The sequence below is a fragment of the Micromonospora musae genome, from assembly GCF_003626545.1.
Taxonomy (GTDB): Bacteria; Actinomycetota; Actinomycetes; order Mycobacteriales; family Micromonosporaceae; genus Micromonospora; species Micromonospora musae.
The window spans coordinates 269,364-283,189 of record NZ_RAZS01000008.1; the positions used below are offsets into that span (position 1 = coordinate 269,364).

11 protein-coding genes are annotated in these 13,826 nt (G+C 67.8%); 4 read left to right on the forward strand and 7 right to left on the reverse strand.

All coding sequences use genetic code 11. The features are described 5' to 3' along the window. The first annotated feature begins 58 nt into the window (after positions 1 to 58). From D7147_RS23165 to D7147_RS23180, 4 genes are all read left to right on the forward strand, one after another. Entirely contained in the window at positions 59 to 1,267 is a 1,209-nt protein-coding gene (locus tag D7147_RS23165; protein ID WP_120681078.1) for a low temperature requirement protein A, read from the forward strand. Positions 1,268 to 1,530: 263 nt separating this feature from the next. Next, positions 1,531 to 2,043, forward strand: coding sequence for an NUDIX domain-containing protein (locus tag D7147_RS23170; protein ID WP_120681080.1), 513 nt, complete (start codon positions 1,531 to 1,533; stop codon positions 2,041 to 2,043). Between the two features lie 257 nt (positions 2,044 to 2,300). Next, positions 2,301 to 2,711: a VOC family protein gene (locus D7147_RS23175; protein ID WP_120681082.1), complete on the forward strand. Its 411-nt coding sequence runs from the start codon at positions 2,301 to 2,303 to the stop codon at positions 2,709 to 2,711. A gap of 768 nt (positions 2,712 to 3,479) precedes the next feature. After that, complete coding sequence (locus D7147_RS23180) at positions 3,480 to 5,165, forward strand: glycosyl hydrolase family 28-related protein (protein ID WP_120681084.1); 1,686 nt, start codon at positions 3,480 to 3,482, stop codon at positions 5,163 to 5,165. A 259-nt stretch (positions 5,166 to 5,424) separates the two neighbouring features. On the opposite strand, the gene D7147_RS23185 is transcribed toward D7147_RS23180, so the two are convergent. The 7 genes from D7147_RS23185 to D7147_RS23215 all read right to left on the reverse strand — a co-directional run bounded on the left by D7147_RS23185 (position 5,425) and on the right by D7147_RS23215 (position 13,262). After that, positions 5,425 to 6,798: an FAD-binding oxidoreductase gene (locus tag D7147_RS23185; RefSeq protein ID WP_120681086.1), complete on the reverse strand. Its 1,374-nt coding sequence runs from the start codon at positions 6,796 to 6,798 to the stop codon at positions 5,425 to 5,427. Between the two features lie 293 nt (positions 6,799 to 7,091). Beyond that, a complete protein-coding gene (locus D7147_RS23190) occupies positions 7,092 to 7,613 on the reverse strand; it encodes a cupin domain-containing protein (RefSeq protein ID WP_120681088.1) in 522 nt (173 codons plus the stop codon). Positions 7,614 to 8,118: 505 nt separating this feature from the next. Then, positions 8,119 to 9,381, reverse strand: coding sequence for an MFS transporter (locus D7147_RS23195; protein WP_325050682.1), 1,263 nt, complete (start codon positions 9,379 to 9,381; stop codon positions 8,119 to 8,121). A 72-nt stretch (positions 9,382 to 9,453) separates the two neighbouring features. Next, the gene (locus tag D7147_RS23200; RefSeq protein WP_120681090.1) at positions 9,454 to 10,740 is read right to left on the reverse strand and encodes an MFS transporter; all 1,287 of its coding nucleotides are present in this window, start codon (positions 10,738 to 10,740) and stop codon (positions 9,454 to 9,456) included. A 151-nt stretch (positions 10,741 to 10,891) separates the two neighbouring features. After that, complete coding sequence (locus D7147_RS23205) at positions 10,892 to 11,713, reverse strand: isocitrate lyase/PEP mutase family protein (RefSeq protein ID WP_120681092.1); 822 nt, start codon at positions 11,711 to 11,713, stop codon at positions 10,892 to 10,894. 8 nt (positions 11,714 to 11,721) lie between these two features. Beyond that, on the reverse strand, positions 11,722 to 12,102 hold the full coding sequence (locus tag D7147_RS23210; protein ID WP_120681094.1) for a nuclear transport factor 2 family protein: 381 nt from the start codon (positions 12,100 to 12,102) through the stop codon (positions 11,722 to 11,724). Between the two features lie 545 nt (positions 12,103 to 12,647). Beyond that, positions 12,648 to 13,262 carry a hypothetical protein gene (locus D7147_RS23215; RefSeq protein WP_147437433.1) on the reverse strand — a complete coding sequence of 205 codons (615 nt, stop codon included), beginning with the start codon at positions 13,260 to 13,262 and terminating at the stop codon, positions 12,648 to 12,650. Positions 13,263 to 13,826: the final 564 nt, after the last annotated feature.

Genomic DNA, 13,826 nt, shown 5'->3' on the forward strand with positions numbered 1-13,826 from the left:
GCTGGCGCCATATTAGGCGTCCGGGTCCGAATTGGCGGGATGAGTAGGAAGATCGTCTATGGCGCATACCTTGGGGATTCGGCGCCCGGTGCCGATCGGTGAGGCCCAACGCACCACGCCGTTTGAGATCTTCTTCGACCTGGTGTTCGCGTTCGCCTTCATCCGCGTGGCCACGTTCATGGCAGGGTCGCCGACGCCGCTCGTCCTGGCGCAGGGCCTGGTGTTCCTGATGTTGCTGTGGTGGCCCTTCACTACCTTCGCCTGGCTCGCCAACCAGGTCCGCGCCGACGTGGGCCTGGTCCGCGCCGGGCTGGTCGTGGTGATGGTTGCAATGTTCGTGGCCGGCTTGGTCATCCCGTACGCGTGGGGGCACGACAGCTGGACGGTGTCCGAAGCACTGACGGTGGCGGTGGCGTACATCGTGATCCGGACCGCGTTCTACCTACTCAACTGGCACGTGGCCGTCGTTAACCGGCCAATTCCGGCGCCCGGCCTCCGCTATGCCATCCCGATCGTGGGGGGCTGGATCCCGCTGCTGCTCGGGGCGTTGCTCGGCGGTACCACACAAACGCTGTTGTGGGCCGCGGCGTTCCTCATCGACTGCCTCGGTAGCGCGTCCATCTCGGTGTTCAGCAAAGACCGATTTCGGGTGCGCAGTGCTAGCCACCTGTGCGACCGGCATGGCCTGCTGCTGATTATCGCCCTGGGCGAGTCGCTGATCGCGGTGGGCGCCGGCGCCGGATCGGCGGTCACCCGCTGGCCGGTCCTGATCGCCGCAGTGCTCGCCGTGGCCAATGCCACGGCCTTGTGGTGGCTGTACTTCGAGAACGCCGCCGCACCGGCCGGACAGGCCCTGGCGCGTCTCCCCGACCGGGACCGCGTCCGGCCTGCCATCAACGCCTACAGCCTGGCCCACTTCCCGCTCATTGCCGGGATCATCTACCTGGCCCTGGGCATCGAACTCGTCCTCGAGCACCTGGCCCACCACCCGTCGCAGCATCCTGCCGGAGCGCCGCTGGATTGGACCTCCACAGCAGCCCTGTTCGGTGGCCCGGTCGTCTACCTCATCGGCCGGGGCCTGTTCCTGCATTTCACCGTCGGACACACCCCACGCGCCCAGATCGTCGCGGCCGGCGTCATGCTCGCACTGCTTCCCGTCGGTCGGAGCCTGCCCGCCCTCGGCGCCTTCGGCGTGATCACCGCCGTCCTCGCCGCGCTCGTCTGCTTCGAACGCTTCATGTGGCAGCCGACCTCAGGCGCCAGATGATCACGGACCCGACTCCGCCGGCAGCCGGTGTCCCTGTCGCGGGACATGCTTCACGCTCACGTCCCACCTGATGCCCGACATGATCCTCAAAGGGCACCGCGGGTGCCTCCACGGTCCGCGACACGGGCGTGTATCGCGGGCTCGGCCGAACCGCCGGCGATGAGCTGCCACGCCCCGTATCGATCGGATCGCCGCGGATCCGGACGTCTGGGCGTCCCCTTGGCTGGATCGAGCTTGTCCTATACCCGTGCTCTAATCCCGTCATGCATGTCGTCGTCACAGGCGCGCTCGTTGAAGACGGTGCGATCCTGCTGGTACACCGCAGGCCGACCAAACGGGCGTACCCAGATGTCTGGGATCTGCCTGGGGGGCAGGTCGAAGCGGGTGAGTCGGAACTGCAAGCCCTCGCGCGTGAGATGCACGAGGAGCTCGGTGTTCACATCGTGGCGGAGTCCGCTTCCCGGTTGGGCGTCGTGCATGACGGCAGTGGTGACGACGCCGTTCACGTGGGCGTCTGGCAAATCGGAGAATGGGTCGGCTCTCCCACCAACCGTGCACCTGACGAGCATGACGACATCGCCTGGGTCAAGATCAGCGAGCTGGGTGGCCTTCCCCTCGTGCACGGCGTCTTGGCGGCAATGGTTCATTCTCGGCCTCAGTTTGAGTGCGCCCGCAGACACTCAGAGCTCACCGACCGCAACCAGGGTGACCGAGGGACCAAGGCCGACTGTCGCACATGTGCTGGGACGGACTCGTCAAGCAGTTGGCGGAACTAGAAACGCCCGCAGCCGGCCGCCACCTGCTCGCCGCTCCACAGGATGCCGCGAACCGGGAGGGCTTCGTAGACCGGGCAGACGGCCACCCTCGTCGATGTCGCAGGGGAGATCGCACGGCGCAAGCTGGAAGTTCTCTCTGCTCGGAGGTGGAGTCACGCTCGCGCGGTTGCGGCGAAGGCCCATGCCGTCAGCGCGGCCCTACCCCGGAAGACCGTGACGTCCCGGCGGCTTATTTGATCTTGTGGCAAGATCGCCGGATGCTGCGACTCACCGATTTCATCATCGACTGCCCGGACACGATGGCGCTGGCAGCCTTCTATTCAGAGGTGACGGGTCGCCCGGTCAAGGAGGGCAGCCACCGCGACTGGGCCGGTATCCGGTTTGGCGAGATCGAGCTGGCCTTCATCCGGGTGGAGGACTACCGCACGCCGCAGTGGCCCGACAGCGAGCACCCCAAGCAGTTCCATCTCGACTTCGAAGTCGACGACATCGAGGTCGAACAGAGCCGCATCCTGGCCCTCGGCGCGACCCTGCAGCAGGACTCCATCGGCCCCGACGGCTATGGCTGGCGTGTCTACACCGACCCCGTCGGCCACCCGTTCTGCCTCTGCCGCAACAAGGGTGTCACCTGGACCGACCAGGGCCCCATCTGGGCCAAGGGCGAGTAAGCGGGTATCCGAAGCGGGTCGAGGCAATTCATCGATCGCGGCGATGTGTGCGACGGCCTCGTGGCGCACGGCAAGCATGTCGAAGTACGTGGCGACGCCGCAGTCGAAGGCAGGTGGCCGTCAGCCCTTCGACCCCCGCTTACTGCGGGGAGTGTCCTGGTCGGCGTTGCTCGGGATAGTGGCCTCGATCCCGCTCCGGCGCAGATAGCGATAAAGGGCACCCGGCACACCCGCTGACAATCCCCACGATCCCGTTACCTCGACCCTGATCTCGGGTCTCCGCCTGCGTCTCCCCGACGGCGGTCTGCGCTACTGTCTCGCCGGTCTCCTGCCCTCCGCTGCCTGGTGACCAAAGTCCGCTGTCGCTTCGTCGGTTGAGTGCATAGGTGCCCGGTACCGCTGGTGTAGACGACCGTGCCGTGACCGAGGCCGCGGGCACGCGGCCGGTGTGCCGAAGCATCGGCGGCCTCACGCCTCGACGGCGGCAAGGATACTGTCGCGGCCCGGTCAGGTGCCTGCGCCGCGGGGCACCGCAGCTTCTCGAAATCGTGTCCGGCACCGGATGGCAACAAACGGTCGGGCCGATTCACCGCGCACCGGCCGCTTCATGCACCCGTCCGGCGGCGGCCGTCGGGCACGAAGATCGATTCTGAAACAAGTTTCAATCCTGTACGCATTGACCCTTGGCGAACTGTTTGGTGTCGTGAACGTCGGACCGCAAACGATTTCAGGTCCGTGCGGTCCCCGACGAGGTTCGGAGGAGAGGCCATGGCGCCGATGACGGATCCCGCCATCACCCGACGCGGGCTGTTCGGTCTTGGGGCCGCCGCCACCGCCGCCACGACGCTCGCCGGCGTCGCCGCCCCCGCGCGGGCGGCAGTGCCCGATGGCCTCGCCCCGCCACCCGACGCCGCCGCGGAGATCCTGCGGCAGTGGCGGGAGGCGCCGGGCAGCCATCCGCTGCTGCCAGACGTGTCGACCGCCGGCTACCGGCTCGGCCAGAAGCCGCCCCGGCCGCGAATCACCACGAAGGTCACCGACTTCGGCGCCCGGCCGGACGGAACTGACTGCACCGCCGCGTTCAACGCCGCCGTACGCCACGCCGGCGAACACGGCGGGGGAGTGGTGCTGGTGCCGCCCGGGACCTGGACACTCTCCGGGCCGGTCTGGATGCACTGGTCGGGGGTCGTGCTGCGCGGCGCCGGCCGGGACGCCACCGTGCTTCACTGCACCCGCACCCTCGACGACGGATACCGGCCGAACCGCCAGTCCAACGGCAACAGCCGTTGGTCCTGGACCGGCGGGCAGATCTGGTTCGTCGCGCCCGAGCGGCGGGCCCGCTCCGAAGCCGAGGACTACGCAGGCACCGAAGGGTGGCTGCTCGGTGACGTGCTCGCCGAGGTCGGTAGCGCCTCCCGCGGCCAGCGAACCCTGGTGGTCTCCGACGCCAGCCGGCTGAGCCCCGGCGACATGGTCGTGCTCGAGTGCCAGAACCCGGCGGACGCGAGCCTGCTGCGCCACCTCGCCGGCGACGTGCCCGGCACCCGGGACTACGACTGGCCGCGCGGCGCACCGCAACTGGTCACCGGCTCCGGCGGGCAGTACGTGCAGTACGCGACCCTGCAGTGGCCGGTGCGGGTGGCGGCGGTCCTCGGCGACCGGATGGTCCGGCTGGCGCAGCCCCTCAAGTACGACCTGCGGCCCGGCTGGCCGGCTCGGCTGCGCGCGATCGGCCCCACCGTCCACGACTCCGGCGTCGAGCACCTCACGATCCGCAACGAACTCGTCCCACAAACCCCGCACAACCGGCACCCCGGCTCGAACGGGGTGTGCTTCCAGGCGGTCCACGACTGCTGGGCCCGCGACGTCCGCGTGGAGAACTGCGACCTCGGATTCGGGCTGACCACCGCCAAGGCGATCACCATCACCGGAGTGACCGTCGGCGGGCGGGCCGCCCACCACAGCTTCGCCTGCCGGATGCAGGCGAACGACAACCTGGTGGAGGACTTCGAGATCGAACGGTTCACCGTCCCGGTTCCCTCCGACGCGATCCACCACGGCCTCAACGTGGAGGGGCTCTCCGCCGGCAACGTCTACCGCTGCGGGCGCATGGCGGAAGGCACGTTCGACACCCACCGCGCGCTGCCGTTCGAGAACGTCCGCACCGACATCACGGTCGAGAACAACGGCCGGGTGGGTGGATCCGCCGCGTCCGGACCGCTGTTCGGCGCGCGGATGACGCACTGGAACGTGCGCATCACCAACGGCCGGCCGTACGCGATCACGATCGCCGACGTGGCACCGCGCAGCGTGACCGTCGGCGTGCGGGGCATCGAGGACACCGGCAGCGGCCTGCCGCGCGACTTCTCCGGTGACCTGGAATCACTGCTCGCCGACCACGGGTCGGCACCAACCGTCAGGGATCTCTACCTCGCCCAACGCGGGCGGCGGTAGCTGTCGGCACCTGCGCGGGAGGGTCGATGACCACGGAACGCGGCAGGCGCAACGTCCTTCGTTGGGACAGGGCCGCCACTCCGAGCTGGCCGGTACGCGGACACCGCGCGGCGATCGAGGACGTCACGATCGGCAGGTATGCGGACGAACGCGGGGCATGCTCGAGCACTGCGGCTGCTGTCACCGGTCCGGGGTCAACGCTGAGCCTCGACGGGCCACGCTTCCGTAGCCCGTCGAGACTCGCGTCCACGTCCGGGTGCTACGCGGGTCGGATGTTGTGGTTGGCCAGGAACATGTTGCCCGGGTCGAAGCGGCGCTTGATCCGGGCCAGCCGGTCGTAGCGCTCCGCGCCGTAGGCGAGGCGTACCTGCTCCGGCGTAGCGGCCTCGTCCTTGGAGAGGAAGTTCACCATCCGGCGGCCGTCGACCGACCACGGCTCGAAGGTGTGGACGAGGCGTTCGAGCCAGCCCCGCAGCAGGTCGGCCTGGTCGGGCCCGCCCACCCCGATGGCGAACACCACGTACGGGACGCCACGGGTGGGCACCGCGTTCGGCACGGTGGGCTCGCGGTCGAAGGCGCCGCCGAGGGCCCGGATCTCGATGCTGGCCAGCGGATTGTTCGAGGCCGGTCCGGCGAACTCGAGGAGGGCGTCGAGCGCCTCGGGGGTGAACTCGCGCAGCGTGGTCGTGCGGTCGTAGTACGGCAGGGGCGTCGGCGGGTCCAGGTGGATCAGTGGGCTGTCCGCGTAGGGCAGCATCCGTACGCCGTCGACCAGCGGCCTGGTAACCGCGCGGATCGGCGCGAGCAGCCGCTCACCCTCCTCGGCCGTGCCGAGGTACGCGAACCGGACGTGCAGCACGAACGCGCCGCGCAGCGGTTCGGGCAGTTCGGGCAGGGGCGGGAGCCGCTGCACGGCGACCGAGGTGGTCGCCTGCTCCGGGAGCTCGGGCGCCCAGGTGCGCCAGACCCGCAGCACGTCTTCCATCCGCTCACCGGCGAAGTGCAGTCCGCCGCCGTAGAACTCGGTCACCGGGAACAGGGCGAACTCGATCGCGGTCACCACCCCGAAGTTGCCCTTGCCACCGAGCAGCGCCCAGAACAGGTCCGGCTCGCTCTCTGCGGTGACCTGCCGCAACTCACCGTCCGCAGTCACCACCTCCAGGCGTCGGACGTGGTCCGCGGCGTACCCGTGCGAGCGGCCCAGCACGGGGCCCTGCCCGCCGCCGAGGGTATAACCGATCACGCTGACCGTTGCTGCGGACCCGCTCAGCGGCGCAAGCCCGAACTTGGCTGTCTCGGCCATCGTCGTGGCCCAGTCGACACCGGCCTCCACCCGGGCGCTTCGGCTGTCGGCGTCGACAAGCACACCCTGCATCCGCGACGTGTTGATCAAAATCGCGCCCCGCGCGTCCTTGACGACCTGATGCCCGGTGGCCCGTACCGCCACCGCCAGCTGGTTCCGGGCCGCGTAGCGGACGACGGCCTGCACATCGGCGGCACTGGTTACACCGACCGCGAGAGCCGGCTCCATCACATTTATCAAGTTGAACGAGGCGACCTCCTCGGCGAAGCCGTCGTCGCCGGGTAGCAGCACCGGTCCGATCACGGTGCCACGCAGTTCATCCACAGTCATATTTGTTCTCCGATCGGAATCTGAAGCCACATACCGAGATGCAACGTGCGGTAAGGCACACCGCTCGGGAAACGGCCTCGTTGGGCGAGAGGTTCACGAGAGTTACCGCCACCACAGCCAGGGAACCCAGGGGTCGGCATCAGGCTGGTTGCGCCCATCTACGCGCGACCGCCGGACCGATCAGCGTCGACGACGGCCAGAGCTTGCGGACCACGGGTTGGGGTGTGCGTGCCTGCGGTTCCTGGGCAGCTCCACTCCACAACCGGAGGCCTTCAGCTGTTCGACGGGACGGTTCACCAGTCCTCGGGAAGCGCCTCCACGCCGTGCTTACGGAACAGCCCCAGGATTCGCTCGTCGAATCGCTCCGGCCCCCAGGCCTGAACAGCCACACCCGGCTCGGGCTCGTCGCCGCCCTCAAGGAAAAGGTTCTCCGCGCCGCCGGGAGTGTACAGGAAAAGCATCTTCGCGGTGTGCAGGCCGACGTTCTTGAAGCGGTGGCGGATGGTTCGCGGAATGAACACGATGTCGCCCGCGCTGGCGGTGAAAATTCGATCGCCGTCCAGGAACTCCAGCTCCCCGGAGAGGAGATAGAAGGTCTCGTCCTGATCGGCGTGCGTGTGCGCGACCGGACCGCTGCCGGGCGGAACGCTGGCCTCCACGATGCCGATGGCTCCGTTGGTGGCGGCCGCCCCCAACCGGACGGTGTACACGTCGCCGGAGAACCACTTGGTTTCGCCGGTGTTCGCCGGTACGTGTATTCCGCCCTGCCGGGTGTACCGGGGGTCGGAGTTCAGGTCGCTCAGGTCGATGCTCATGAACAAGCTCCTGTGTTTCTGTCGAATGGGTCTGACGGAAGATTTGGCCGAGGTGTGTCCAAAATGGCCCGTCAGCCGCCGCCGACGCTAACACAACGGTTGCGGTTGCAACCACGTTCAAGGCCTGCATTGGTTCAGTGATGAAGGGCACGTAAAAATCGTTGAACCATTCGTGCCGGGGCATCAAGGATTTGCCCCACTCGTGGGGCTCTTGAAGGCAGATAAATGTTGGCCCAGATTGCGGGTGATGTCACGCTGTTGGCACCGTGGATCGGTATGGCGCTAACAGATTATCGAGGATGTGCCTGCTGGTTGACTCCATCCCAGACCAAGCCACCGAAGGGCTGTGAGACTCGCCCGAGATCCCGCCAATCGTCGAGCCCGTCTGGAGCGAGGAAGAAGTCGAGCGTGCGATCCCGCGCGACGACGGGCTTGGACGAGTGCGGGCCCGCACTCCCTGTTCGGCGTCGAGTGACGTCTGGATGACGGTGAGGCTTCGTCGAGATCACTCATTGGGCTGGCTGGTCGTGTCGGTCCGCGGGTTGCGCGCAGCGATGAGAGTGAACGCGGTGGCGAGGACGGCGAGTGCCGCGTATCCGAACGCGATGTGCGGCACCGAGAAGACGCCGGAGAGTTGGGCGGCGATCAGGCTGGGGATGGTCGCGCCGCTGTAGCTGAGGAGATATACGACGGCGAAGATCGGTGCCCGGTCGTGCAGGGTGCTGCCGTGCAGCAGGCCGCGGGTGGCGGAGCTGATGGCGATGCCCTGAGCGGTTCCCGCGACGATGGTCGCGGCGATGAACAACGGCAGCGCGCTGGTGGTGACCGCGGTGATGATGCCGATCCATCCGGCCAGGAAGGCGCTCATGCCGATGCGTTGAGCCGCCGCCGGGGAGAACCGGCCGCCGAGGGGGGCGCCTAGAGCGCTGGGGCCCATGTACGCGGCGAATACCAGTCCAAGGATGAGCGGGCTGTTGGTGTGCAGTTGATCCTCGACCAGTGCGGGCACGAAGGCCTGGTAGAAGGCCCCGGTTGCCCAGGTGGCCAGGAGCACCGCGGCCGCGACGGGGAGCAGATGCCGGACGCGGGCCGGCACCCGAACGCTGGGGCGTAGTGAACGCCAACCGCCCGGCGAGGGCGCCACCGTCTCCGGGCTGATGAAGACGAGCACGGCAGACAGGAGGAGCAGGCCGATGACAACCAGGTAGATGAGGTCACGTGGCCAGGGGCCGAACTGGACCAGGGCACCGGAGGCGATCGCGCCCACGGCGAGACCGAGCATGACCGTCTGGCTGGAGGCGACGGAGGCCAGCCAGGTCGGCCTGCTGGGTGCGGTGTCGACGATGTAGGCGGTGAGGCTGCTGCTGGCCAGCCCGGCACCGAGGCCCATCAGGAGTCGACCGGCGATGAGGATGCCGATGTGGTGGACGTTCAACAGCAGCAGACAACCCAGTACGAGCAGGCCGAGGCTGGCGATCGCTGCGGGCCGTCGGCCCACATGGTTGGAGAGCCGTCCCAGCACCAGCAGGGTGCTGAGAGTGGCGGCAGAGTAGGCGACGACGGTGAGGGAGATGCCGGCGTTGGTGAACCCGTCCTCGGCCCGGTAGATGTTGAACAGAGGGATCGTCGAGCCCACTGCGGCGAACACGGCCACCAGTGCGACCACCGCGGATAGGAAGGCAAGGTGGGGAGCTCTGTCCCGGCGGCCCAGCTTGGCCGCAGGGGTCACGGGTTGCATCGAGTCGTCTTCCTTCTTGTTCCGAACCATGCCGGCGCTTCTGGAGGTTTCTGGGTGCGCACGTTCAGGTGCGCGGCCACCTCTTGCCTCGTTCCGGTCTCCTCAGTCCCTGCGGGCGAGGGTCACGAACCGCGCCGCTACTGCGGCGAGAACGGCTGCGGCAAGGACGGTGAAGCCTGCCGTGAGAAACACCGTCTGCAAGGTCGTCGACGAGACGAGGATCGCCCCGAGGCCGGACCCGGCCGCCAGGGCCACCTGAAGGTTCGTCACATTGACGGCCGACGCGGCCTCCGGGGTTTCCGGGGCCGCGTCGAGTATCCAGACCAACGTTCCCGGGTTCACGATTCCCCAGAACAAGCCCCACAGCACGAGCAACAGGCCAGCCAGCCAGGGTACGGAGCCCACGTACACCAGCCCGATGAGCAGGGCGGCCACCACCGTCGCCGCTCCGGCGAAACTGCCGATCACTCCGCGCTTGAACAGCGATCCGGCGACGATCGAGCCGACGATGCCGCCGCAGCCGTAGATCACGTAGAGCAGGGAGATCACGCCGCTGGACAGCTGCGTGTGGTCCATCAGAAACGGGGTGATGTACGTCCAGGCGGTGAACTGTCCGATGAACACCACCGCGCCCGCTGCCATCCCGAACCGGGCCGCCGGCCGCGTCACGACTCCCACGAGATCACGCAGGTGCGTACGCCCGTCCGCGGGAATGCCCGGCAGCACGACTGCCTGCGCCACCACGACAAGAAGTGTCGCCGCCGCCGCGATGGCGAAAGCGAGACGCCAGCCGACGAGATCGCCAAGGAACTGTCCCGCAGGCAGACCCACCACCGTCCCACCCGAGATGCCCGCCGCGATGATGGTGATGGCGCGAGTGCCGCCGGCCCGGCCTACCAGCTTGGGGCCTACCGGTGAGACCACGGTCCAGAAGGCTCCGAGGGTGGCGCCGAAGAGCATGCGGGCGATCAGTACCAGGACGAAGTTCGGGGCCACCGCGACGACCGCGTTCGACACCAGCACCGTCAGACCCAGGGCAAGGATGACCGAGCGCCGGTTGAAGCGGCCGGAACCGAGGAAGAACAGTGGCGCCGACACCGCGGCGCTGAAACCCGGCACGAGCACCATCAGCCCTGCGAGGCCGAGCGAGACACCCAGTCCGTCGGCGATCTGCGGCAGCAGCCCCACCGGAAGCGTCTCCGTCATGACGATGACGAACGCGCCGAGCGCGACCGCGCCGACGGACGCCCAGCCCCGCCTGCTGCCGGGCTCCGTGGCAGCGCGGACCTCTGCAGGCTCGGTCGGGACTGCCGCGGCGCACGAGGATGCCGTGACCACGCGCACGTCCGATGCGTGGCGGGTCGGCGCCGCCTGTTCGGTGTTGGTCATAAGTTTTCCTCAGTCATCGCATGCTCCTGGCACGGCTCCGCTCGGTAAGCACGAGAAAATTCCGCGCGAGTCACGCGGGGCGTTCGAGACACCTCACATCCCGACCTAGCCACTCGAGACCAGTGGGCGGCTGGCCGGTTGGATGGCCGTGTCAGGTCTTGATGAGGTCGATGATGTGGCCGAAGTTGAGCTCCGATGCGAGCGCCGTCAGGTCTCCCGCCGCGAGCTTCGCCGCAGCCGCCCTGGTGGCTCCGAGAGCGTGCGTGTAGGGGTCGACCCCGAGGCTGATTCGGCGGACACCGATCGTCTGGAGTTCCGCGAGGGTAGCCGTGTCGTTGGGGCTGACGAGGACGTTGACCGGCTTCGGCGCGACAGCCTTGATGACCGCGCTGATCGAGGCCACGTCCGGCAGGTTCGGCGCGTACAGGACGTCGGCTCCTGCTTCCGCGAAGGCCGTGAGCCGGCGGACGGTGTCATCGAGGTCGGAGATCCCCCACAGGAAGTTGTCCGTACGGCCTGTCAGGACGATCCGTCCACGCGCTACGGCGGCGGCGGCCTCGATGCGGCGAACCGCGTCATCGAAGTGACGAATCGGGTTGCCGGGCTCACCGGTGGTGTCCTCAACTCCGATACCGGCGAGACCGCGGGTAATGGCAGCTTCGACAGTGTCCGCGACATCTTCGGGAGTTTTGCCGTAGCCGTCCTCGAAGTCGCCGTTGATCGGCAGGCCACTCACGGACGTGAGTAGGGCGGCATGGTCAAGGTGCGTGCCGCGACTGATGGCGTGGATACCGTCGAGCAGGCCCAGCGTCGCGGCGAAAGCCGCCGAAGAGGTCGCGATGGACTTGAATCCGGCTTCTTTGAAGAGCAGGGCCGACGGCACGTCCCATGCGTTGGGCATGATGAACGTGCCGGGGCCACGATGGAGCTCGACGAACTGTTCGTACCGTGCTTGGGCAGCAAGATCAGACATGGTGCCGGTCAGGCGCCCGGAGCGATCGCGCAGGCGGCGACGCAGAGCCAGTTGCCCTCGCGCTTCTGGTACACGTCCGTGTACAGCGCTTCCTGCTCCACTCCATCGGCGATCATGGTGTATGTGACGCGGCCGTGGATCAGCGCGACGTCGCCGAGGATGCGGATCTTGACGTCGTGTAGAACGATGTCCTTGAGGGGTCGGGGCTTGGCGATGTACTCGAGGTACTCGTCGCGGTTGCGGGTGACACCCGGTGTCTGCGTGATGAAATCCTCGGCGAGGAACTCACTGAAGCGCTTGGCATCGCTGGTCTCGTCCGAGTGGATGTAGTCGAGGTTGAGCTGTTCGAGGATCGCCAGATCTTCGGCGGACTGCTTGGCGTCGCTCATTTCCCGCTCCTTCTCCGTGGAGAGAGTTCGGCTTTCGCCGAAGCTCGGTTGTCGCCCGTGCCGTGCACGCGGTTCCGGCCCCGCACGGTCGTTTCGTCTGGTTGGTGTCGGATCTGTCGCGCCGTTTCGCCGGATATGCCGCAATCCCGGTGGGCTCGACGCCCGCCCAACCCCAGTCCGTTCCGCGACTGATGGCTGATGCATGCCCCGTCATCGAGTTGCGATACATGGTTGGCCCGATGAGCTCGGGTCACTCTGTCGACCATGCCACGACGGGACCATTCGGTCCAGTTTACGGGCCGTGGCTCCGCTCACAAGCGCGTGCCGCCCCGCCCAGGCCATGCCGGGTCTGCGGCTTGCTGCGGCGGGCCTGTTGTGGCCAGGCCAGGCAAGGCGGGTGTTTGGCGGCCAGCCTTGCTGATAAAGGGCGATCATCCGGCAGCCTCCGGCACTGCTTCCGGGTACCCATGTCTGGACTCTAACGTCCCGTTGCTGGCCGGTGGTTATCTGCTGCCGGATGACGCGGGGGCCGCGACGGTTACTGGTCACGCCGATTTTCGCGTCGCTCGAAGACCAGGAGGTCGACGCGCAGTACCTGGGGGGATGGGGGCCGTGGTGGCCTGGGTGGCCGCGTAGGTGGCCTCGGCCTCGGTGGCGTAGTACCGTAACCGGTCGCCGTCGCCGGGAGAACCGATGGCGACGATTCGCAGCACAGGAGTGAGCCCGGCGGCTTCAGCGACGGCGCACAGACTGCGCGCATGATCGCCGCCGGCTTGGTCGGACCCGGTGGGGCTGCCGGACCGGATCGTGGCGATCACGCACGCGTCGTCGCTCACCGGCAGCCGGCCGGCGCTGAACAGCCGTCCGCCGCCGGATCCAGCGGGGGACAGATCTGCGGTGCGTGGCCACCGCAGGGTTACCAAGCCGACCGGCTGGTCGCTGTGGTCGAGCCCGACCGCACCGGTGGCCTCGATGCCGGTCAGGTAGGAGCGACCGGTCGCTACGGCCGCCGCGTGTAGGTGGTTGTCGCCGTCCAGGTCGAGGATTGTCTCGCCGTGGCGGCTGTACACGATGACGAGTTGCCTCGCGAGCCGCGACGCAAACCCGCCCCTGGGCTCAATCTCCGCCCAGTCGTCATCGCGGTCGTCAAGCTGCCACACGGTGTATAGGCACACCGCCGGGCACCCGCGGTGCGTCCTCCGTGAGGCTGGGTCGGTGGAGTAGTGCCTGAGAGTGCAGATTCAAGGAAGTAGTCATGGGGCGGGTGTCTCCCGCCGCGCGGCGCGCCGCCCGGTTTCCGCTTCTAGCCGCTGATCGCGCGCTCATGCCGAATTGCGGGCGTTGCGGCTAAGCGGTGCTGCGAAGATCGCTCTCGTGCCGCCAGAGCGATTCGCCGACCGCCTCTACGGGGCGACCTACGAGCATGGCGACGAGGTTGTGAGCGTGTTCGAGTTTTGGTCCGGCGGTCAGGGACGCGCCGGGTAGCGCAGCGAAGCCAGCAGCTGACTGTGCAGGATGGCGTTCGAGTACAGGCCGCCGCCCTGATCGTTCGCACGTCCACCGGTTCGATCGGTGAAGCGGCCGCCAGCCTCCTCGACTAGGGCGTGTCCTGTCGATCTTGTAGTGGTTGATGGTTGACGATGTGCCGGTGGTGCGTCGTGGTGAGTTGACCGATGAGGCGTGGGTGGTGATTGCGCCGTTGCTTCCGGAGCCGGGTGGTGCGC

What these genes read in the sequence shown, in the direction of transcription:
- D7147_RS23165 (WP_120681078.1), top strand. Translation starts at nt 59, where the DNA reads ATGGCGCATACCTTGGGGATTCGGCGCCCGGTGCCGATCGGTGAGGCC.
- D7147_RS23170 (WP_120681080.1), top strand. Translation starts at nt 1,531, where the DNA reads ATGCATGTCGTCGTCACAGGCGCGCTCGTTGAAGACGGTGCGATCCTG.
- D7147_RS23175 (WP_120681082.1), top strand. Translation starts at nt 2,301, where the DNA reads ATGCTGCGACTCACCGATTTCATCATCGACTGCCCGGACACGATGGCG.
- D7147_RS23180 (WP_120681084.1), top strand. Translation starts at nt 3,480, where the DNA reads ATGGCGCCGATGACGGATCCCGCCATCACCCGACGCGGGCTGTTCGGT.
- D7147_RS23185 (WP_120681086.1), bottom strand. Translation starts at nt 6,798, where the DNA reads ATGACTGTGGATGAACTGCGTGGCACCGTGATCGGACCGGTGCTGCTA.
- D7147_RS23190 (WP_120681088.1), bottom strand. Translation starts at nt 7,613, where the DNA reads ATGAGCATCGACCTGAGCGACCTGAACTCCGACCCCCGGTACACCCGG.
- D7147_RS23195 (WP_325050682.1), bottom strand. Translation starts at nt 9,381, where the DNA reads ATGGTTCGGAACAAGAAGGAAGACGACTCGATGCAACCCGTGACCCCT.
- D7147_RS23200 (WP_120681090.1), bottom strand. Translation starts at nt 10,740, where the DNA reads ATGACCAACACCGAACAGGCGGCGCCGACCCGCCACGCATCGGACGTG.
- D7147_RS23205 (WP_120681092.1), bottom strand. Translation starts at nt 11,713, where the DNA reads ATGTCTGATCTTGCTGCCCAAGCACGGTACGAACAGTTCGTCGAGCTC.
- D7147_RS23210 (WP_120681094.1), bottom strand. Translation starts at nt 12,102, where the DNA reads ATGAGCGACGCCAAGCAGTCCGCCGAAGATCTGGCGATCCTCGAACAG.